The 19,690-nt window shown below is 61.4% G+C and carries 18 protein-coding genes, 1 pseudogene and 1 riboswitch; of the genes and pseudogenes, 7 read left to right on the forward strand and 12 right to left on the reverse strand.

Annotated elements, in window-relative coordinates; translation table 11 throughout:
* The first annotated feature begins 124 nt into the window (after window positions 1-124).
* The 3 genes from fdhF to ISP18_RS08195 are packed head-to-tail and all read left to right on the forward strand — an operon-like array spanning window position 125 to window position 4,066.
* Window positions 125-3,004, forward strand: coding sequence for a formate dehydrogenase subunit alpha (fdhF, locus tag ISP18_RS08185; RefSeq protein ID WP_380009269.1), 2,880 nt, complete (start codon window positions 125-127; stop codon window positions 3,002-3,004).
* The gene (gene fdhD / locus ISP18_RS08190; protein WP_380009272.1) at window positions 2,985-3,836 is read left to right on the forward strand and encodes a formate dehydrogenase accessory sulfurtransferase FdhD; all 852 of its coding nucleotides are present in this window, start codon (window positions 2,985-2,987) and stop codon (window positions 3,834-3,836) included. Before fdhF ends, fdhD begins: the two co-directional genes overlap by 20 nt.
* Complete coding sequence (locus ISP18_RS08195) at window positions 3,833-4,066, forward strand: formate dehydrogenase subunit delta (RefSeq protein ID WP_380009275.1); 234 nt, start codon at window positions 3,833-3,835, stop codon at window positions 4,064-4,066. The genes fdhD and ISP18_RS08195 overlap by 4 nt, the downstream gene beginning before the upstream one ends.
* A gap of 599 nt (window positions 4,067-4,665) precedes the next feature.
* Here ISP18_RS08195 and ISP18_RS08200 read toward each other — a convergent pair.
* From ISP18_RS08200 to ISP18_RS08250, 11 genes and pseudogenes are all read right to left on the reverse strand, one after another.
* Window positions 4,666-5,097: pseudogene (locus ISP18_RS08200) on the reverse strand (ATP-binding cassette domain-containing protein); the annotation flags it as partial.
* Window positions 5,097-5,864, reverse strand: coding sequence for an ABC transporter permease subunit (locus ISP18_RS08205; protein WP_380009278.1), 768 nt, complete (start codon window positions 5,862-5,864; stop codon window positions 5,097-5,099). The pseudogene ISP18_RS08200 and the gene ISP18_RS08205, both read right to left, overlap by 1 nt.
* A gap of 219 nt (window positions 5,865-6,083) precedes the next feature.
* Entirely contained in the window at window positions 6,084-7,064 is a 981-nt protein-coding gene (locus ISP18_RS08210; RefSeq protein WP_380009281.1) for an extracellular solute-binding protein, read from the reverse strand.
* Complete coding sequence (locus ISP18_RS08215) at window positions 7,061-7,417, reverse strand: hypothetical protein (RefSeq protein WP_380009284.1); 357 nt, start codon at window positions 7,415-7,417, stop codon at window positions 7,061-7,063. The genes ISP18_RS08210 and ISP18_RS08215 overlap by 4 nt, the downstream gene beginning before the upstream one ends.
* Window positions 7,414-7,995 (reverse strand): molybdenum cofactor guanylyltransferase, encoded by a 582-nt coding sequence (mobA, locus tag ISP18_RS08220; RefSeq protein WP_380009287.1) that lies wholly within the window; start codon window positions 7,993-7,995, stop codon window positions 7,414-7,416. Before mobA ends, ISP18_RS08215 begins: the two co-directional genes overlap by 4 nt.
* Window positions 7,967-8,485, reverse strand: a complete 519-nt coding sequence (locus ISP18_RS08225) for a molybdenum cofactor biosynthesis protein MoaE (RefSeq protein WP_380009290.1) — start codon at window positions 8,483-8,485, stop codon at window positions 7,967-7,969. Before ISP18_RS08225 ends, mobA begins: the two co-directional genes overlap by 29 nt.
* Before the next feature lie 164 nt (window positions 8,486-8,649).
* Window positions 8,650-8,910, reverse strand: a complete 261-nt coding sequence (locus tag ISP18_RS08230) for a MoaD/ThiS family protein (RefSeq protein WP_380009293.1) — start codon at window positions 8,908-8,910, stop codon at window positions 8,650-8,652.
* Entirely contained in the window at window positions 8,907-10,166 is a 1,260-nt protein-coding gene (locus ISP18_RS08235) for a molybdopterin molybdotransferase MoeA (protein WP_380009296.1), read from the reverse strand. The genes ISP18_RS08230 and ISP18_RS08235 overlap by 4 nt, the downstream gene beginning before the upstream one ends.
* A gap of 181 nt (window positions 10,167-10,347) precedes the next feature.
* Window positions 10,348-11,349 (reverse strand): bifunctional molybdenum cofactor biosynthesis protein MoaC/MoaB, encoded by a 1,002-nt coding sequence (gene moaCB / locus ISP18_RS08240; RefSeq protein WP_380009299.1) that lies wholly within the window; start codon window positions 11,347-11,349, stop codon window positions 10,348-10,350.
* A gap of 3 nt (window positions 11,350-11,352) precedes the next feature.
* Complete coding sequence (gene moaA, locus ISP18_RS08245) at window positions 11,353-12,336, reverse strand: GTP 3',8-cyclase MoaA (protein ID WP_380009302.1); 984 nt, start codon at window positions 12,334-12,336, stop codon at window positions 11,353-11,355.
* Window positions 12,331-12,475, reverse strand: a riboswitch (molybdenum cofactor riboswitch). It overlaps the preceding gene by 6 nt.
* Window positions 12,476-12,544: 69 nt before the next feature.
* Window positions 12,545-13,432, reverse strand: coding sequence for a patatin-like phospholipase family protein (locus ISP18_RS08250; protein WP_380009305.1), 888 nt, complete (start codon window positions 13,430-13,432; stop codon window positions 12,545-12,547).
* Between the two features lie 609 nt (window positions 13,433-14,041).
* On the opposite strand from ISP18_RS08250, the gene ISP18_RS08255 reads away from it, so the two are divergent.
* A complete protein-coding gene (locus ISP18_RS08255) occupies window positions 14,042-14,350 on the forward strand; it encodes a hypothetical protein (protein ID WP_380009308.1) in 309 nt (102 codons plus the stop codon).
* A gap of 373 nt (window positions 14,351-14,723) precedes the next feature.
* Here ISP18_RS08255 and ISP18_RS08260 read toward each other — a convergent pair whose 3' ends face one another.
* Window positions 14,724-15,419, reverse strand: coding sequence for a CerR family C-terminal domain-containing protein (locus tag ISP18_RS08260; RefSeq protein ID WP_380009311.1), 696 nt, complete (start codon window positions 15,417-15,419; stop codon window positions 14,724-14,726).
* A gap of 98 nt (window positions 15,420-15,517) precedes the next feature.
* On the opposite strand from ISP18_RS08260, the gene ISP18_RS08265 reads away from it, so the two are divergent.
* Genes ISP18_RS08265 through ISP18_RS08275 form a run of 3 tightly spaced genes read left to right on the forward strand, consistent with a single transcriptional unit; the run spans window position 15,518 to window position 19,669 of the window.
* The gene (locus ISP18_RS08265; RefSeq protein WP_380009314.1) at window positions 15,518-16,645 is read left to right on the forward strand and encodes an HlyD family secretion protein; all 1,128 of its coding nucleotides are present in this window, start codon (window positions 15,518-15,520) and stop codon (window positions 16,643-16,645) included.
* Window positions 16,638-18,209 carry an MDR family MFS transporter gene (locus tag ISP18_RS08270; RefSeq protein ID WP_380009317.1) on the forward strand — a complete coding sequence of 524 codons (1,572 nt, stop codon included), beginning with the start codon at window positions 16,638-16,640 and terminating at the stop codon, window positions 18,207-18,209. Before ISP18_RS08265 ends, ISP18_RS08270 begins: the two co-directional genes overlap by 8 nt.
* 11 nt (window positions 18,210-18,220) lie before the next feature.
* The gene (locus tag ISP18_RS08275; RefSeq protein WP_380009320.1) at window positions 18,221-19,669 is read left to right on the forward strand and encodes an efflux transporter outer membrane subunit; all 1,449 of its coding nucleotides are present in this window, start codon (window positions 18,221-18,223) and stop codon (window positions 19,667-19,669) included.
* Window positions 19,670-19,690: the final 21 nt, after the last annotated feature.

Below are 19,690 nucleotides of genomic sequence, written 5' to 3' on the forward strand. Positions count from 1 at the left end.
TTGCGGGAAAGTTCGTTGCAAGTGTTCACCTAACCCCACCTCCTCCTGCTCGCAGGAGGAGAAAGAAGGTGTCTTCCCCTGCAAGCAGGGGAGGGAGCGCAAAGGTTTGAGGAGGTAGTTCATCATGCTGTCCATCGTCGAAATCGACCGCGGCACACCCGCTGTCAAATCGGACAAGCAGGTCACGCTGGAAATCGACGGCCGCAGCATCCGCGTGCCGGAAGGCACGTCCGTGATGCGCGCTGCTTCGCAAGCCGGTATCAACATCCCTAAGCTGTGCGCGTCTGACATGCTGGATGCGTTTGGCTCCTGCCGCCTATGCCTGGTTGAGATCGAGGGACGCAAGGGCTATCCCGCTTCCTGCACCACGCCGGCCACGGAAGGCATGAAAGTCAGCACCCAGACATCGAAACTGGCCGAGATCCGCCGCGGCGTGATGGAGCTATACATCTCCGATCACCCGCTGGATTGCCTGACCTGTCCGGCCAATGGCCATTGCGAGCTGCAGGACATGGCTGGCGTCGTTGGCCTGCGCGAAGTGCGCTATGGCTACGACGGCGAGAACCACGTCTTTGCGAAAACGAAGGAAGGTGAGATCAATCTGCACTTTGCGCCGAAGGACGAATCTAATCCGTACTTCACCTTCGACCCTTCAAAGTGCATCGTTTGCTCGCGTTGCGTACGTGCCTGTGACGAAGTGCAGGGTACATTCGCGCTCACCATCCAGGGGCGTGGTTTCGATTCGAAAGTGTCGGCCAGCCAGGACAATCGCTTCCTCGATTCCGAGTGTGTGTCTTGCGGCGCCTGCGTGCAGGCTTGTCCCACCGCCACGCTGTCGGAAAAATCGCTGATTGAGCGCGGCCAGGCCGAACACAGCATGATCACCACCTGCGCTTATTGCGGCGTCGGCTGCAGCTTCCGCGCCGAGATGAAAGGCGAGGAAATCGTGCGCATGGTGCCGAACAAGGATGGTCATGCCAATCACGGCCATTCCTGCGTGAAAGGGCGCTTCGCGATCGGCTACGCCACGCATCCGGATCGTATCAACACGCCGATGATTCGCCAGAAGATCACCGATCCCTGGCGCATTGCGAGCTGGGATGAAGCGATTGCGCACGTCGCCAGCGAGTTCAAGCGGCTGCAGGAAAAATACGGCAAGTTCTCCGTCGGCGGCATCACGTCCTCGCGTTGCACGAACGAAGAAACCTACTTGGTGCAGAAGCTGGTGCGCGCCGGCTTCGGCAACAACAACGTGGATACCTGCGCGCGCGTCTGCCATTCACCCACCGGCTATGGTCTGAAAGCAACGATGGGCGAGTCGGCCGGCACACAGGATTTCGATTCCATCGAATACACCGACGTGGTGCTGGTGATCGGCGCCAACCCCACCGATGCGCATCCGGTATTCGGCTCGCAAATGAAGCGCCGCTTGCGTACAGGCGCGAAGCTGATCGTGGTCGATCCGCGCCGCATTGATCTGGTGCGCACGCCGCATATCAAGGCTGATTACCATCTCAAGCTCAGGCCCAGCACCAATGTCGCCGTGCTCAATGCTCTGGCTTATGTGATCGTTACCGAAGGACTAGTGAACGAGACCTTTGTTGCTGCGCGTTGCGAAAAGCCTGCGTTCGAAAAGTGGCGCAGCTTCGTTGCGGACCCAAAACATAGCCCGGAAGCCACGGAAGCCGAGACCGGCGTGCCTGCCCCAATGATCCGAAACGCTGCGCGCCTATATGCCACCGGCGGCAATGCGGCCATCTATTACGGCCTGGGCGTGACCGAGCACTCGCAGGGTTCCACCACCGTGATGGCCATTGCCAATCTCGCCATGGCCACCGGCAACATCGGTCGCGAAGGCGTGGGCGTGAATCCGCTGCGTGGGCAGAACAACGTGCAGGGCTCGTGCGACATGGGTTCGTTCCCGCACGAGTTCCCTGGTTATCGCCATGTCGGCGATGTGGCAACGCGCACTTTGTTCGAATCGGCCTGGGGCGTACATCTCCACGACGAACCGGGTCTGCGCATTCCCAACATGTTCGAGGCGGCCATCGATGGCAGCTTCAAAGGCTTGTACATCGAGGGCGAGGACATCGCCCAGTCCGATCCGAACACGCAGCACGTCACCGCGGCACTGGAGGCGATGGAATGCGTGGTGGTGCAGGATCTGTTCCTCAACGAAACCGCCAAGTTCGCCCATGTGTTCCTGCCCGGCTGCTCGTTCCTGGAGAAGGACGGCACCTTCACCAATGCCGAGCGCCGTATTTCGCGCGTGCGCAAGGTGATGGAGCCCAAGAGTGGCTATGCAGATTGGGAGGTCACGCAATTGCTGGCCAATGCCATGGGCTATCCCATGCACTACAAGCATCCGTCCGAGATCATGGACGAGATCGCGCAGCTCACACCTACGTTCCACGGGGTGAGCTTCGACAAGATCGATGCGCTCGGTTCAATCCAGTGGCCGTGCAATGAGCAGCATCCTGAAGGCACGCCGGTGATGCACGTGGACGAATTCGTGCGCGGTAAGGGCCGCTTCATGCTCACCGAATACGTCCCGACCTCGGAAAAAGTAAATACCGTGTATCCGTTGATCCTCACCACGGGGCGCATTCTCAGCCAGTACAACGTGGGCGCGCAGACACGCCGCACCGCGAATGTCATGTGGCACGACGAGGATCGACTGGAAATTCATCCGCACGACGCGGAGGAACGCGGCATCAGCGAAGCTGACTGGGTCGGTATCGAAAGCCGTGCAGGCACGACCGTCTTGCGCGCGCGCATTTCCGAACGCATGCAACCGGGCGTGGTCTACACCACCTTCCATTTCCCCGGCTCCGGCGCCAACGTCATCACCACCGAGAATTCGGACTGGGCCACCAACTGCCCCGAATACAAGGTGACGGCGGTGCAGGTGACGCGCGTCAACCAGCCCTCGGAATGGCAGAAGCGTTACGAAGCTTTTTCTCAAACGCAGCAGGCCTTGTTGGATGCAGCCGAAACGCCCTGACACGCCGCATCCCGGCCATGGCTATGTGACTCGCCGTGTGGATCGTTATCGCCACGGCGAGCACGAACAGATCAGTGATGCCATCACCGAAGAAGTGCCGGTTGCAATGCTATACAACGACGTACCCTTCGCAGTGATGATGGTGACGCCGTTGGATCTGGAAGATTTCGCGCTGGGCTTTTCGTTGAGCGAAGCCCTGGTGGCGAAGCCGGAAGAACTGCAATCCATCGAGGTGCGTTCGCGCCTGGAAGGCATCGAGCTGGCGATGCAGGTGTCATCCGATACGGTCGAGCAACGTGCAGGCAACGGCGGCGAACGCCTGCTGCCGGGGCGCAGCGGCTGTGGTCTGTGCGGCGCACGCATGTTGGAAGATGCTGTGCGTCATCCCGCGCCCGTTGGCAATGGACCGCGTGTCGAAGCGGCTGCGCTGGAACGCGCGCTCGAAACCTTGCATGCCGCGCAACCGGTGAATAGCGCCACGGGCTCCGTGCATGCGGCGGCCTGGGTCGATGTCGATGGCGCCATCGTGCTGGTGCGCGAAGATGTTGGCCGCCATAACGCGCTGGACAAGCTGATCGGCGCGATGGTCAAGGCGCGCATCGATCCAGAGCAGGGCTTTCTGCTGGTTACCAGCCGCGCCAGCTACGAAATGGTCACCAAAGCTGCGAGTGCCGGCATTACATTGATGGCCGCGATTTCCGCGCCGACCGCGCTGGCGATTCACCTGGCCGAAAGCACGCATCTGACCCTGGTCGGCTTTGCGCGACCGGGCAGCTATGTCATCTACACTCATCCGCAGCGACTGCTTCATGCCGCCGGAGCTACAGCATGAATATCGAACGCCTCATCGAGATGACCAACGACATCAGCCGTTACTTCGCCGCCGAACCCGACCAGGCATTGGGTGTAGCAGGTGTGGCCGATCACCTGAAGCGGTTTTGGGAACCGGGCATGCGCAAACAGATCGTGGCGCATCTTGCGGCGGGTGGGGAAGGGCTGGAGCCGCTTGCGAAGAAGGGTGTTGAGAAGTTGGCGGAGTTGGATAGCAAGCTGCATGCTTGAACGAACTCTGTCGGTGAGGCGAGGTTAGCCATTGCGATTTACGTGTTGTCCCGCGCCCACCACCGAATCGATTCTGCAGGCAATTTCACCGCCACGGCTTCGGGAATAGGTCTGCCGTTAGACACCGACACCCACAATCGCCCCATACCGCAACGAAGCCCCAACTGCATCGTTCGCCCAATCACATGCCGCACTTCGATTGACGCCGCAATGGCATCGGTCGAAGCGTCGCGTGCATCGACCAGGGAAACTGCTTCCGGGTCGATTGTCCAATCGACTTCCATCTCCGCATCCGCTCGGCCATCGACGGGAAACGCAATGCCACCATCCCGCCACACCAACCGCCATGCGCCATCCGAGGCTTCGATGCGTCCACGATGCACATTGCGATGCCCAAGCAATCGCGCGGCTGCACCACTCACCGGATGGGCGTAAACGCTGCCAGGCGGCCCGATCTGGATGATGCGCTGTTCATGCATCAGCACCAGCCGATCCGCCACGGCGGCTAGATGAGGATCGTGACTCACTGCCAGTGCAGGAATCCCGAACTCGTGCACTTCGGCGATCAATTCCGCCACCACGTCGTCGCGGGTAACAGGATCGAGCGCCGACGTAGGTTCGTCCAGCAGCAGCAATTGTGGGCGGCGTGCCAATGCGCGAGCCAATGCCACGCGCTGCTGCTGTCCGCCTGAAAGGGTTGCCGGATAGCGCTCGGCGAAATCCGCCATGTGCACGCGCTCCAGCAATTGCATCGCCTGCATGCGTCTTTGCGCACCGCGTAAAGCGAACGCCACGTTCTGCCAGGCATTCAGATGCGGAAATAACGCATAGCCTTGCGGCAGATAGCCCACGGCGCGGTGTTGCGCGGCCATGCCGCCGAACGGTTCGCCTTGCGCGGGAGTAAGGCCCGCAATCGCACGCAACAAGAGTGACTTCCCTTCGCCGCTCGCGCCGAGCAATACCGTGAAGCCTTCGACATCGAAGGCCGCATGAAGGGCGATCGGACGTTCGATGCGATAGTCGATGTGCATTAGATCAAACGCCTGTGGCGCGCGGCCAGGCCCAGCACCAGCGGCAAGGGCATGGCCACCAGAAAGAACACCCACAGCAACGGATACACCGCGCTAAGCCCGACATTCTGCAAGTTCACCCACAGTTTCACCGGAATGCCCTGCGGGTAATACGCCACGATCAACACTGCACCGAATTCGCCCAGTGCGCGCACCCAGGCCAGCGCGATCGCCGCTGCCAACCCCAACCGCGCCAGCGGAAGGCTGACACGCACGAAACTGCGCCACGGCGAATGTCCGAGCGTAAGCGCGATCTGCTCCAGCTCGCGCGGCACACCTTCGAAGGCCGCACGCGCGGCGATCACGTAATAGGGCAGCGCACTGTAGAACTGCGCCATCACGAACGCCGGCCCGGAATTGGTCAGCACCAGGCCCGCACGTTCCAGCATGCTGCCGGCCGGACCATAAGGCCCGTACATGGCGGCCAGCAGCAGGCCCATCGCCAGCGGTGGCGTGAGCAGGGCAAGCAGCAGCAGCGCATCGACCAGCCACAGACCGCGCACGCGATGACGCGCCAGCCACCAGGCGAGCGGCGTGCCCAGCGCGATGATCAGGATGAGGGCAAGCAGGCTATAGCAGAGCGATACGGCGATGGCGTTGCCGTCACCGTCAGCAAAGCCGAAGGTGTGCCATGGCGTGATGAAGGCGAGGCCGATGAAGGGGGTGGCGAGTAGTAGCAGCGTCAGCAGGCCGACAAGTGCAGGCAGGCGTGTTTGAGAGAGGCTCATGCGTAGAACTCTTGCACTTGCCGCAATGGCTCCCTCTCCCCTCCGGGGAGAGGGCTGGGGTGAGGGGACAACCTCGCCTGATGGTCGATCATGCGATGGAAACCAAAGCAGCGTTTGCGCGCTTGGGTGATGTTTCCGGCCAGCCTTGGCCCCTCACCCCAACCCTCTCCCCGGAGGGGAGAGGGGACTGCGTTATGGCAAGGTCACGCACCAACGGTGTCACAGACCATTCCCGCGCGGCGCACTGTAACCATGCTCGCGAAACAACGCTTGCCCTTGTGCACCCTGCAAAAACGCCACGAAATCACGCCCTAGTTCGGGTTGCTGTGCATTGCTCAACGCGCCGGCATAGAACACCAACGGCTGCACGCGCAGCGTCTTGCCGTTATCCAGTGTGAGGGATGCGCGGTCATACCACGGCTTCTGCATGTCGGGATTGCCGAGGTTGATTTCATCGGGCAACGCGATGGTGGGCAGGTGGTGCGATTGCGCGGCGCTCAGATAGCCGATGGCTGCATCGATCTGCCCGGCTTCCAGCCTTGACATCAGCGAAGGCTCGGTGAAGATCTGCGAGGGATTCTGCGGCGCACCGGCGATCGTCTTCAGTAGATCGGGCTCCCGGTAGTAATCCGCCGCCAATTGCAACGTGAGCAACACGTTCGCACCTTGCGGATCGATGGCGGGATCGGTGCGGCCCAGGCGAACGCCTTGTTCGCTCAGCACCTCATACCATTTCTTTTCGCCGCGCGCAGCAGCGGCGAAGTCGGCGGCAAAATGGCTATGGGGACTGTAAACGACGACCATCTGCGTGCTGGCCACCGGAACGGCGCTGGCGACCAGCCCGGCTTGTTTCAGTATCTGCATCGGCCCCGGCGTGATGGTAACGAACACATCCGCCTGTAATTGATGCGCAGCAAGCAGACGCGCCAGGGCGTAGGAGCCCTGGCCGATGCCCTGGTAGGTGGCGTGATGCGCCTTAGCGAAGGCGGGGCCGGCGGCGCTGTCCATCACCACGCCCATGGAGCCGGCGTAGGCGATGCGGATGGTAGGCGATGTTTGCGCAAGTGCGCTGTTGAAATGGATCAGACTCAACAACATGCATGTCGCTAGCAGAAGCTGCCAGCTACGCCAAAGGTTCCTTGGTGCTTTGCCGGAATGACGAGCAATCAGCTTTGCGGTTAGATCGCGCAACACCTTCATAAAGCCTCTCCTTGCGATGATTTATGCAAACGCTTGCGCGCACTATCACGCACATCCACATCAAACACGATCTGCAACACCTCGCCACTCAGCGTCGACAACGAAAACTGCAAGCCCTCGCGCGAGGGCAGGCGTTGGCTGAGCGCGCGTACCTCGGTGTCGGGCAGGCTGATATGCCACACGGTACCCTCGCGTTGCCAGCCGATGCGCGGCGCCAGGCTGAGCTGGTGCATTTCGATATGGCCGTCGGGCAGGGCGGTGCGATTGTCGACGGAGCCACCGGTCAACAGTCGTGCCAGTTCTTCTTCATCGATGCGCAGCCGTAGGCTCTGGCCTTCCAGTTGCACTCTCATGCGCTCACCTCCCGCCAGGTTTCTTCGGTATTGCAGTCGATCAGTTGCGCAGCTTCGTCGGCGGATAGTGCCACCTCGCGTACGCCGACACGTTCCTGCAGCACGCGCAGGGAGCGGCCGCGCTCATCGCTTGAAGCAATCATGGCATGCAGCGTGTCGCGACAGTGAGCATCCAGCCGCAGGCGCATCGGCAGCACGTGACCGGCAAAACGCACGCTACCGGCGCCCGGTTCGGCATCGCGCAGGCGTTGCAGCAGTGCGGGCTGCAGGCGAGGCATATCGACCGGAACGATCAGCAGCTCACCATCGCCGCACGTTGCAGCCACACCAGCGATGCCGCCGATCGGCCCCATGTGCGGCAGCGGATCGGCCACGCCGTGGTAATCCGGGCGTTCGCCGCTTACCTTCACTTCGTGTATTCCGGCCGCTTGCAGCACGGCTATCAGATGCTCGATCAGCGGCCGCCCGTTCCAATGCAGCAGCGCCTTGTCGCGGCCCATGCGCGAGGAGCGCCCGCCGGCCAGCACCACACCGATGCAAGGCATCGGCTCAGTGATCGTGGTCGTGACCGTGCTCATGCGCCGCTCCGCGCTTGGCGGCAGTCTGTTCGGCTTCGCGATGCTCCTCGCACAGCGAGCACCCTTCGCTCCATGCGCTGTCGCCGTCGGTGTAATGCTCCTGCTTCCAGATCGGCGCCTCGTGTTTCACCGCCTCGATCGCCATGCGGCAAGCCTTGAACGCTTCATCGCGATGCGGCGTGCCGGCGGCGACGATGACGGCGATGTCGCCGATGCGCAGATCGCCCTTGGCATGCGCGATGTACACCTTCATCGGCCCGCCGACTTTCCTGCGCGCGCGTTCGCCAATTTCCTGGAACGTGTTGAGCGCCAATGGCTCGAATAAGTCGTAGCTCACACCGGTGACGACACGGCCGAGATTGTGCTCGCGCACCTTGCCGATGAACATATCGATGCCGCCGAAGCGCGGGTCGGATACAAAGGCGAGCGCCGCGACGGGATCCAGGGATGCGTCGCAGATGTCGATGACGGCGGTGTGTAGATCAGACATATGTTGTCACTGGTAATCCAAGACTTCAGAGGCGACCGAAAACTCTACACGCCGTCATTCCCGCGAAAGCGGGAATCCATTTTTGCTTTTAGCTTCAGAGCAACATGGATTCCCGCTTTCGCGGGAATGACGGCCAGAGAATATGGAGCTGGCATATATTGCACTTATCCCCCGCTCACCGGCGGTAATATCGCAAGCTGCCCATTCTCCGGCAGCGTGCGATGGTTATGCAGAATCTCGTCCTCGCTAGCGAACGCCGAGCGTTGTACCAATCCTGCACTAATCTGCGGCGCATGCTCGCGCAGATGCTCACGCAGCAAGTCACGCAACGTACCGATGGTGCAGGATTCGGGTGCGTCCAGTTCGACGAAGCCGTGCGGATCGGCATCGCGCAAGGCGCCAAACAAGGTGATGCGAACTTTCATGCAGCACGCCCCGGCAAAGGAAAATCGGGATGGGGAAATTCGAAATGGCCTACGCCGTGCACGTCGACCAACGCGCCCGCAGGCAGCGCATCGACATCGGCTGGCACCACTGCCCATGCATTGGCATCTGACAGCGGACGAATGCGGTAGGACTCCTGACCTTCTAGCACTTCCACCGCAAGGCGGCCCTGCGCATCGATATGCAGGTGACTCTTGAGATGAAAACGCAGGCGCGGCTTCTTGCTGTACGGCTTGCTGAGCGGCACGCGATATGGCGTTTCCGGCGGCAAGCCCAGCATCACGCGCAATGCGGGTTCCACAAAGAAACGCAAGCCAACTGCCACGGCAATCGGGTTACCCGGCAGGCCGAACAACAGTACGTCGCCGGGCAGCCTTGCAAACAGCAGCGGCTTGCCGGGGCGTATCGCTACTTTGTGGAACAGCGTTTGCGCGCCAAGCCGTTCCAGCGCCTGCGGCACGAAATCGTAATGCCCCATGGAAACAGCGCCACTGGTCACGATCACTTTGGCGCCGGCGTTCAATGCGCGTTGCAAGGCCGCTTCGAAAGCCGCGGCATCATCGCCCACCGTTTCAACATGCACCACTTCCGCGCCTGCCAGCGGCAAGCGCGCAGCAAGAAAAGGACCGTTGGAATTGCGGATCTGCCCCGGCGCGAGCGTTTGCGCGGGATTGTCGACCAGTTCGCGACCCGTGCAGATCACCGCCACGCGTGGACGTACGCCGACAGGCACCTTCGCCACACCGAGCGCGGCGAGCAGCATCAGATGTTGCGGCTGCAGAACCGTGCCCGCCTCCAGCACTTTTTCGCCGTGCGCCACATCGGAACCTGCTACGCGCACGTTCTGCCCGGGCGTCACATCCGCGAGCAAGCGCACGCTGTCGGACGAGACGCGCTCGGTCTGTTCGATGGGAATGACACGATCGAGTCCATCGGGTACGCGCGCACCGGTCATGATCTCCCATGCACCAGCACGGGCACGCGCGATGCCATCGCCCGCGGCCTGCTCGCCTTCGATAGGCAGTTCGGTACCGGCGTGCACGATCGAATCGCCGCGCAAGGCGAAGCCGTCCATCGCGGAATTGTCGAAAGGCGGCAGATCGACGGTGCTGATGATGGGAGTGGCCAAGACGCGGCTCAGGCATGCCGCGGTAGGGCAATCCTCCGAAGAAAGTCTCGTGCTGGCATCGAGCACGATGCGCAGGGCGTTTTCGTAAGGGAGCGTGTCTTGATTCATGGATGCATGGAATGCCTTGGCGTATTTCCGTGCGCGCTATTCGTTCCTCCCCCTGCTTGCAGGGGGAGGCTGGGAGGGGGTGAACACTTGCAGGAAAGTCTGAGGCAAGTGTTCACCCCACCCCAGCCCTCCCCTGCAAGCAGGGGAGGGAGTGTTATCGCGAGGTCGTATGTCGCTGTATTCACGCGTGGCCTCCGTCCGCAACCATGCTCAAGGCATGCGCCAGGATCGGTGCGAGTATGTCCATGCCTTGCGCCACCGCCTTGGCGCTGCCAGGCAAGGCGATCACCAGCGTGCGGTCGATCAGCACCGCGTGCGCGCGACTCAGCCAGGCCAATGGCGTGTGCTGGCTGCTTTCACTGCGGAACAGTTCGCCGATGCCGTCGACGTGACGATCCGCCACCATCGCCAGCGCTTCCGGCGTGCGGTCGCGCGGCCCTAAGCCGGTGCCGCCGGTGCACAGAATCAGTTGCGCGCCATGCTCGGCAAGTTCGCGCAGGCGTGCGGCCAGCGGTTCGGGTTCGTCCGGATGCAACTCGACGTCGCTCACGTTCGCGCCGAGATCGCGCAAGCGTTCAACCAGCAACGGTCCCGACGCGTCGGCGTATTCGCCACGGCTGGCGCGGTCGCTGAGTGTGATCACGGCGGCGTTGACGTTATCCAGCTTCGCTACGCCGCGCGGTTTATAGCGGTCGCGTTCCGCATCGGTCATGCCTTCCGGATGCAGCCATAAACCCTTCTTGCCGCCTTCCTTGAACAGCAATCGCACACCGCCGATGGCAAGCGCGGGTTCCACCGGCTTGGTCAGGTCGTACAAGGTAAGCAACGCCGCGCTGGCGCCGGCGAGCGCTTCCATCTCCACCCCGGTGCGCGCGAACGTCGCTACTTCGCAATACACGCGAATCGCATGGCGCTCGGTGATCGGCTCGCACCGCACGTCGATGTACTCCAGTGGCAGTGGATGACACAGTGGCATCAGTTGGGAGGCGTTCTTCGCTCCCTGCAGGCCGGCGATTTCGGCCATTACCATCGCGTCGCCTTTCGGCAGGCGGCGCTCGACGATCTGTGCGAAGGCCGCAGCGCCCGCGCTCAATTCGCCGATCGCCACCGCACGGCGCGCAGTGATGCGCTTGCGGCGCACGTCCGCCATATGGAAATGGGCGCGGTCCTCCCGCTCGTGCATGGATCAGCCTCCGGTGGATGCAAGATGGGGAGTGATGCCGGTGCGGCCTTCGTGCAGGAAATGTCCCTGTTCCTTGCGACCGATCTGGCCGCCGATGGCGCGCACCAGGTCTTCGAGCTGGTCGTCCGACTGCAGCAACGGGCGCAGCGGTATGCCGAATTCGCCGAACAGGCACAGGCGCAAGTCGCCGGTGGCAGTCACGCGCAAGCGGTTGCAGCCGGCGCAGAAATCCTTGGAGTAGGGCGCGATGATGCCGATGCGGCCGGCGTAATCTGGATGGCGGTATTCGCGTGCGGGGCCGGCGTCGGCTGCACGCGGTAACAATTGCCAGCCCGCTTCGAGCAACTGCGTTTCCAGGGTTTCCGCACGCACGTGGTGCTCGCGGAAGAATGGCAGGTTGTCGCCGGTCTGCATCAATTCGATAAAGCGCACGCCGATGCGGCGGTCGCGCAGGTAGTCCAGCCAGGCCGGCAGTTCTCGATCGTTGACGTCGCGCAACAGCACTGCGTTGAGTTTCACCGCAGGCAGATCCGCTTCCAGCGCCATGTCCACGCCGTGCAGGATGTCTTCCAGTCGGTCATGGCCAGTGATGCGTGCGAAGCTCGCTCGATCCAGGCTGTCCACGCTGACGTTGATGGCGTTGAGCCCAGCGTCCATCCATTCGTACAGGCGCTTGCTGAGCAGGGTGCCGTTGGTGGTCATCGCCAGCTTGGTAATGCCGGGCACCGCGGCGGCAGTGCGCAGGATCTCCGTGAGATCGTGCCGCACGCTGGGCTCGCCCCCGGTGATACGTAACTTGTGCATGCCCATTTCCGTAAAGCCGCGCAGCAGGCGTGTGATCTCCTGCAGCGAAAGCGGCGCGGTGGCCTTCGCATCGGCGTGGTAGCCGTGCGGCAGGCAATACGTGCAACGGAAATTGCACGCGGGGATGATCGACAACCGCAAATACGGAAACCGACGGCCGTACCGATCAGCCAGCGGGGACATGGTGTTTGTGCTCCTTTCCAGGCCGGGGAGGCGAACGCGTTTCCACGTTCACCCTGGTGATCCTTGGGAGATCACGGACGCCAAACCGTATTCCGGATGAGGGAACCGCAGGCTGGGCGCCTCGGAGTTGTGAGTGTTTCAGTTAGTGTAACTATCCCCTGGGTGGGGGGATATGTCTATTACGGTTTTGTCAGGGGCGGCTTGGCGTTTATCGAAGCAGGCCGCTGCGCAAGGCGCATGCACCATCCTGCGCGCCCAGATCATAGGCTTCGTTCACCGTTGTCTTCGGCGTGCAATCCCAGGTGGAGACGGGAATGCGTTGGCTTGGCTGCCAATACGTCCGTCCCTGCCAGGTGAACAGCGGCGGCAGCTTCGGATAGTGACGGGTAAGCATCACCAGAGTCTTCGATCGTTCCTCATCGGATTGGGCAGGAATTGGCGCGTTATCGGTATAACCGCCGTCGATGGCATGCACGCCGCCCACGGGACGCGCCGACATGATCGGTGGTGCCGATGCCGCGGCAATCAGCAGCGATTGCGCTGTGTCGATATCGGGACAATCGTTTAACACCATGAAATCCTGCCGCAGCCCCAGCCACGCCGGGAGTCGCGGATGGATGCTGTTCCATAGGTATTTGTCTACCAGGTAGGCCAACGTGCCCGCGGCGACAGAGCCGCCCATGCCTAGCCATCGCGCCGGCCGCGTAAGGCCCACGGTAAGGCGCGATGATGCGTCGCGCAGCGTGGTGAATGTGGCTGCGTTCAAAAACGCATCCACCCATGCGGGATAGATGTGCTGGTGTGCAAATTTCAACTTGAATGCCGTCAGCGCGGACCAGTCGAAAATCCTTGGATTGCCAGCATAGAGTTTCAGGCAGGCTTGCCGCGCTTTCTCGGTGCCTTGCACCAGAAACGAGGCAGCCACAGCGGCGCCGGCACTGGTTCCCACCAGTTGCGCGGGCAGGCACATGCCGCGTTCCGTCAAAAAGCCCAGCGCGCCCGCCTGCCACCAGCAGCGGTTGCCGCCACCGGCAAAGACTAGGGTGTCGATGGTGTCGAACTCGAGTTGGCGGACTTCAGTCACCTTGCCGAGCATGCGTCGTTCTTCCTAATGTGAAGGCTCATAGCTCAGGCGAGCATGACATGCGCGTTGAGGTGTATGCCACCGAATGACAATGTCGCTTCACAACCGAAAGCGCCGCAGGCAATGATTTTTGGCAGCGAAACGAACATAAGAACAAACGTGAAAGGCCCGTCAAAATCCCTTTGCTTATGTGGCATCACTCACAGGTACAAGGCATGTCACTTGTTGCGAGAGCAAGCAGTGGGCACTATCCGGCCAGGGGAGCGGCGTAGGGTCGCATCTATGGAGGGAAGTCGAATGCGGACCATATCAGCGTACGTGCTTTTGGGCATTTTCGTGCGTGCGCGGCGATTGAGTCAGCAGCGCCATCGATAGTTAATCTCTTCGGATTCAATTCCACGCTGCTTGCGGCAGAGATACTGTCTTTTCAACTCCTCAAGAGGAACTGATCATGTCCCACGCTCAAAAGCAGACGCAGGCTCACGGGCTGTTTGATAAAGCGAGCAAGGCAATAGGGGAGATGCGCGCTACGATACAAATTAAGTACGACACGGCCTACCAACTGTTCCAATAGTGCGCACGACTAGCGAAGTTTATCGAGGTCCGGAATTTTCTCCCGTATTGGATCTGTTCGCCCGCATGTCGTTAGATTCATCGATTCCAGGATTGGTTATTGGTTTTGGACTCAAAGAAAAAAATGCGGCCACTGGTACGTACACAGTGCCCAGTCCCGATGTGGTATTTCTGACGTGCTTGGCGGAATATCCTGATTATGTGCCCAGCTATGAAGCCGTTAGCGGCAGGATTAACCTTGTAAATCACCAACCCATTGAGCGGGTTAGTGGAAGTTTGCATTTTGTAACTGAAAAGAAGGATGGAATTTCTTTCACGATCCTGGATGCGCAATTCGATATTGAAGGAAGGAATTAGATACCAGGGGTGCTACGGTCAATTCTGAATAGGCGGCATGATGCCCGGAAGGCTTACAGGGTGTGTTGCGCACAGGGAGGAATAGCTGTCGCGGCGAGCCTCGTCGCACACTCTGCGAGCCTTCTAGGCATCAACTATTGCTAGGTGCCCATGCCATCGTTCGCGCCGCATATCCCGCATCCCGCTTGTCAACCGATCCTGAAGTGTCAGTATCAGCGCGAGTTGTTCCAGCACCAGTCGCCCCGCGTGTCAAGATAGTAGGCTTCGTTCACCGTCGTTTTCGGCGTGCCATCCCAGATGGCAACAGGAATGAATGCGTTGGCTGGCCCGCCAATACGTCCGTTCTTGCCAGGGGAACAACGACCGATGCCGGCTAGACCCGCCAAGCCTGCAACAACGTGCGCGTCTGCTCGAGTACGGTCGCCTTGATCAACTCGCCTTTGGCGGCATCGATTTCCTTCCATCCCAGCATGTCCAGGCATGCGCCGGGCGGGTGGTAGAACGGCATCACCTGGCCTTTCAGCGTAAGTAGCCGGATGCGGGTTATCGAATCATTGGGGCCGACGCCGGTGATGCGCGCAAGCAAGTCGGCGGTGATTTTGTTCAGCGGTTGCTTCAAGCGTCGATGCAGCAGTTTGGATGCCAGTTGCGGTTCCTCGTCGGCGAGTTCGCGAGCGACGAACAGGCGGCGGCTTGAGGCGAAGGGTTGCATGAGCACGGATTCCAGCGTCACCGCCTTGATGCCGAGGAAAGCTTCAATCAAGGCATCCGTGTTGGCGTCGTTTTTCAGTGCATCGCGGGCCTGTCGCATGGCCGGCACGAAACGGGCCTTCAGGTCGTTGGCGATGTGTTCGGCGCAGGCTTGATAAAGCCCTTCTTTGTTTTCGAAGTAATACTGCAGCGCAGGGGCGTTGACGCCCGCGGCGGTGGCAATGTCGCGGGTGGAGGCGCCGGCAAAACCGCGCTCGCCGAACAGCGTCACCGCCGCGGCGATGATGCGTTCGCGCGTTTCGTCACCGCGTGCATAGCCGCCGGCCGGTGGGCGGCGAAGGCGTTTGACCTGGCTCATTCGTAATTCCCTACGGGTCTTGCCACAAAGATATCATTTGACAAAATTATTCCAATCGGAATAAATATTCCACTCGGAATAATTTTGGGGATCAGGGCATGTCCGTACCATCTGGCGCCGTATCGAAAGATGCCGCCGCTCCATCCTCCCGCCGCTCGAACGCCGGCCGCTTCCTGCTGCCGGTTGGCGCGCTGCTGCTCATCGCAGCCTTGCTTGCGTTGGGTTACTGGTGGCTGGTGGGCCGCTTCGTGCAAAGCACCGACGATGCCTACCTGCAGGCGGACAGCGTGACGGTCGCGCCCAAGGTCAGTGGCTATGTCACCGACGTGTACGTGGGCGACAACGTGGCGGTGAAGCCGGGCGATCCGCTGGTGCGGCTCGATGGCCGTCAATACCAGGCCACGCTGGATCAGGCGCAGGCGACCATCGATGCGCGTCAGGCGGATATCCAGCGTGCGCAGGCCGGCATCCTGCAGCAACGCGCGGCGATCGAGCAGGCCAAGGCGCAGTTGCAGGTGGCGCAGATCAGTAGTCGTCATGCCGAGGACGAAGTGCATCGCTACACGCCGCTGGCAACGACGGGCGCCGAGAGCGGCGATCAGTTGTCGGTGTTGACCAGCAATCGCGATCAGGCCCGCGCAACCCTGGCGGCGGATGCCGCAGCGCTCGATCAGGCGCAGGCGCGAATGGCCGATCTCGATGCGCAGATTGCGCAAGCACGCGCGCAGTTGGAGGCCGCGCAGGCGTCCGCGCGGCAGGCGCGGCTCGATCTACAGGATACGTTGGTGCGCAGTTCACTGGCGGGCCGGGTGGGCGATCGCACGGTGCGTGTGGGGCAGTACGCGCAACCGGGCACGCGCATGATGACGATTGTGCCGGTTCAAAGTGTCTACCTCACCGCTAACTTCAAGGAAACCCAGATCGGCCGGATGCGTGCGGGCCAGCGAGCGAGCGTGCATGTGGATGCGCTGTCCGGCACGGAGTTGCATGGCGTCGTCGACAGTTTCGCCCCGGGTACAGGTTCGCAATTTGCGCTGCTGCCGCCGGAGAACGCTACCGGCAACTTCACCAAGATCGTGCAACGCGTGCCGGTGCGTATCCGCCTCGATACCGATGATCAAACCCGTAAATTGCTGCTGCCAGGTTTGTCGGTGACGGTGGAAGTGGACACGCGTGATCCGGGCGAGCAGGCGTCATCGTCCACGGCGGTCAGCAACCGTGGCTGAGACCGCCGCCGCTCATCCAGAGCGCGCCAGTGCAGCCGACTGGGTCGCCGTGGCGGCGGGTGCGCTGGGCGCTTTGATGGCGACACTCGACATCTCCATCACCAATTCGGCGCTGCCGCAGATTCAGGGTGAAATCGGCGCCACCGGCACCGAGGGCACCTGGATTTCCACCGGCTATCTGATGTCGGAAATCGTGATCATTCCGCTGGCGGCGTGGCTGACGCGGGTGTTCGGCCTGCGCAACTTTCTGCTCGGCGGTTCAGTGCTCTTCATCCTGTTTTCGATGATGTGCGGCCTGTCGCACACCTTGACGGCGATGATCATTGGTCGCATCGGCCAGGGCTTGACCGGCGGCGCGATGATTCCCACCGGGCAGACGATCATCCGCAGCCGCTTGCCGATGTCGCAGTTGCCGGTAGGCATGACCATCTTCGGTTTGATCGTGTTGCTCGGCCCCTTGCTCGGCCCGGTGCTGGGCGGCTGGCTGACGGAAAACATCAGCTGGAGCTGGTGCTTCTTCATCAATTTGCCGGTGTGCTTGGGCTTGATCGCGCTGTTGCTGATCGGCTTGCCGTCGGATCGACCGCATTGGGATGCAGTGAAGCAGGCGGACTGGGTCGGTATCGCCGGGCTGTCGGCCGGCCTCAGCTCGTTAACGGTGGTGCTGGAAGAAGGGCAGCGCGAACGTTGGTTCGAATCGAGCATGATCGTGTGGCTCAGCTTGTTATCGCTGGCGGGCATGGTGTTGATCGCGATCTCGCAGTTCACTGCCAAAAAGCCGGTGATGCGGTTGAGTCTGCTGCGCAATCCACGCTATGCCAGCGTGATCCTCATCGTGTCGGTGGTCGGTGGCGTGTTTTACGGGGTGATCTATCTGATCCCGCAATTCCTCGGCTTGATCGCAGGCTACAACGCGGAACAATCCGGCTGGATCATGCTGGCGGCCGGTGTGCCGGCTTTTCTGGTCATGCCCTTGCTGCCGCGGCTGTTAGCCAGGGTGGATTTTCGCATCCTCGCCATCATCGGGCTGCTGTGTTTCGTGGCCAGCTGTCTGTTGGATATTCATCTCACGGCGCAAAGCGTAGGGCACGATTTCCTGTGGTCGCAGCTGATTCGCGGCGCGGGTCAGATGCTGGTGTTCATGCCTTTGAATCAGGCGTCGATGGCGGCGGTATCGCGCGAAGAAGCGGGTGACGCGGCTGGCGTGTACAACATGGCGCGCAATCTTGGCGGCTCGATTGGCTTGGCGATCATCGGTACGGTGATCGATCGTCGCAATACGTTTCATGTGGCGGAAATCCGCGAATCGCTCACTGCTAATTCGTTGCTCGGGCAAGAGCGTCTCGCCGCCTATGCGGCCAATTGGTTCGCGCGCACGGGCGATATGGCGTATTCCAAGATGCGCGCGCTCGGCCAGCTTGCGGCGCAGATTCAGCAGCAGGCGTTGGTGATGACCTTTTCGGAAACCTTTTACGTACTTGCCGTTGCGCTAGCGTGTTGCATACCGTTGGCGTTGTTGCTGAAGACACCACGCTACCACGCGCCGGTGAGCGAGGGTCATTGAGGATGTTTGACATGTCTACAACCGGCATAAGCTCGCCGCGTGTTTTGCTGGCCGTGCTGATCAGCACGCTCACAGCGCTGTCCGGCTGCACCGTCGGCCCTGATTACCACGGTGCGCCGCAGGTGACCCATGCGAATGCTTTCGTGCGTGCGCCAGTGACGGGTGTCACCACGACGCATGCTCCCAGTCAGTGGTGGACGACGCTGGGCGATCCCAAACTGGATGCCTTGGTCGACGCGGCGCTGGCGCACAATTCGGACTTACATGCCGCGCAGGCGCGCCTACGCGAATCGCGCGCACAGCTGCAGCAGCAGCGCGCCAAAGAATTGCCGACGGCTTCGGCGGATGCGGCGGCGTTGCGCATGCGTGAGCCGAATGTGTCCATCTTGCAGTCATCGCAATCGTCCAACACGTCGAGTGGACAAGGCCCGCTGCAACTGTATTCGGCGGGCTTCGATGCGTCCTGGGAAATTGATCTGTTCGGCGGCACACGCCGCGCCGTCGAAGCGGCATCGGCCCAGGCCGAAGCGGTGGATGCCGATCTCGCCGATACGCAGGTGACGCTTGCCGCCGAGGTAGCGCAGGCCTATATCGGTCTGCGCGATCAGCAGCGGCGTCTGGCCTTGGCCAATCAGTCCGCCGAACTGCAGCAGCAGACGCTCACCTTGATCCAGCAGCGTCGCGCGCGTGGTGTCGGCACCGATGCGGATGTCGAGCGGCAAACCACGCAGGTGGAAAACACTCGCGCAACGCTTATTCCGCTGGATGAGCAGATCACCGAATCGCTGGATCAGCTCGCCATGCTTACCGGCCAAGCGCCCGGCGCGTTGGATAGCGAACTGTCGACGCCCGCGCCGTTACCTGCGCTGCCGGCGTCAGTGCCGATCGACGATCCGGCCACGATGCTGCAGCAACGACCGGACATCCGTGCCGCCGAGCGCCGGCTTGCCGCCAGCAACGCGCAGATCGGCGAGCACACCGCCGACCTGTTTCCCAAGGTGACGATGTTGGGCTTTATCGGTTCCAACGCGGGCGACCCCGGGCATTTGACACGGAAAAGCGCATTCACCTGGTTAGGCGTGCCCTACCTGCAATGGGATGTGCTGGATTTCGGGCGCACGCGTGGCAGCATTCGCCAGGCCGAAGCGAGTCGTGACGAAGCCATTGCCCGCTATACGCAAACCGTGCTCGGCGCGCTGCAGGATGCAAACAATGCGCTGTCCCGTTACGGCCATCAGCGCGACAGCGTGCAGCGTCTGCAACAGATCGAAGTGTCGGCGGATCGCTCCGCGAGCTTGATGCACCAGCGATACGAAGCCGGTGCGTCTTCATTGATCGATCTGCTGGATACGCAACGGGCGCAGTTCTCCGCACAACAGAATCTTGTCGCGGGGCAGGCGGATTTGTTGAGGGACTTTGTGTCGTTGCAGAAAAGTCTTGGGCTTGGCTGGAAGCGCTGAAGCCCAGGAGCGCCAAGCGTA

Source organism: Dyella humi (assembly GCF_044904605.1).
Lineage (GTDB): Bacteria > Pseudomonadota > Gammaproteobacteria > Xanthomonadales > Rhodanobacteraceae > Dyella_B > Dyella_B humi.

Excerpts from the sequence above, each read along its gene's own strand:
- fdhF (WP_380009269.1), top strand. The coding sequence starts at position 125 with ATGCTGTCCATCGTCGAAATCGACCGCGGCACACCCGCTGTCAAATCG.
- fdhD (WP_380009272.1), top strand. The coding sequence starts at position 2,985 with ATGCAGCCGAAACGCCCTGACACGCCGCATCCCGGCCATGGCTATGTG.
- ISP18_RS08195 (WP_380009275.1), top strand. The coding sequence starts at position 3,833 with ATGAATATCGAACGCCTCATCGAGATGACCAACGACATCAGCCGTTAC.
- ISP18_RS08205 (WP_380009278.1), bottom strand. The coding sequence starts at position 5,864 with ATGAGCCTCTCTCAAACACGCCTGCCTGCACTTGTCGGCCTGCTGACG.
- ISP18_RS08210 (WP_380009281.1), bottom strand. The coding sequence starts at position 7,064 with ATGAAGGTGTTGCGCGATCTAACCGCAAAGCTGATTGCTCGTCATTCC.
- ISP18_RS08215 (WP_380009284.1), bottom strand. The coding sequence starts at position 7,417 with ATGAGAGTGCAACTGGAAGGCCAGAGCCTACGGCTGCGCATCGATGAA.
- mobA (WP_380009287.1), bottom strand. The coding sequence starts at position 7,995 with ATGAGCACGGTCACGACCACGATCACTGAGCCGATGCCTTGCATCGGT.
- ISP18_RS08225 (WP_380009290.1), bottom strand. The coding sequence starts at position 8,485 with ATGTCTGATCTACACACCGCCGTCATCGACATCTGCGACGCATCCCTG.
- ISP18_RS08230 (WP_380009293.1), bottom strand. The coding sequence starts at position 8,910 with ATGAAAGTTCGCATCACCTTGTTTGGCGCCTTGCGCGATGCCGATCCG.
- ISP18_RS08235 (WP_380009296.1), bottom strand. The coding sequence starts at position 10,166 with ATGAATCAAGACACGCTCCCTTACGAAAACGCCCTGCGCATCGTGCTC.
- moaCB (WP_380009299.1), bottom strand. The coding sequence starts at position 11,349 with ATGCACGAGCGGGAGGACCGCGCCCATTTCCATATGGCGGACGTGCGC.
- moaA (WP_380009302.1), bottom strand. The coding sequence starts at position 12,336 with ATGTCCCCGCTGGCTGATCGGTACGGCCGTCGGTTTCCGTATTTGCGG.
- ISP18_RS08250 (WP_380009305.1), bottom strand. The coding sequence starts at position 13,432 with ATGCTCGGCAAGGTGACTGAAGTCCGCCAACTCGAGTTCGACACCATC.
- ISP18_RS08260 (WP_380009311.1), bottom strand. The coding sequence starts at position 15,419 with ATGAGCCAGGTCAAACGCCTTCGCCGCCCACCGGCCGGCGGCTATGCA.
- ISP18_RS08265 (WP_380009314.1), top strand. The coding sequence starts at position 15,518 with ATGTCCGTACCATCTGGCGCCGTATCGAAAGATGCCGCCGCTCCATCC.
- ISP18_RS08275 (WP_380009320.1), top strand. The coding sequence starts at position 18,221 with ATGTCTACAACCGGCATAAGCTCGCCGCGTGTTTTGCTGGCCGTGCTG.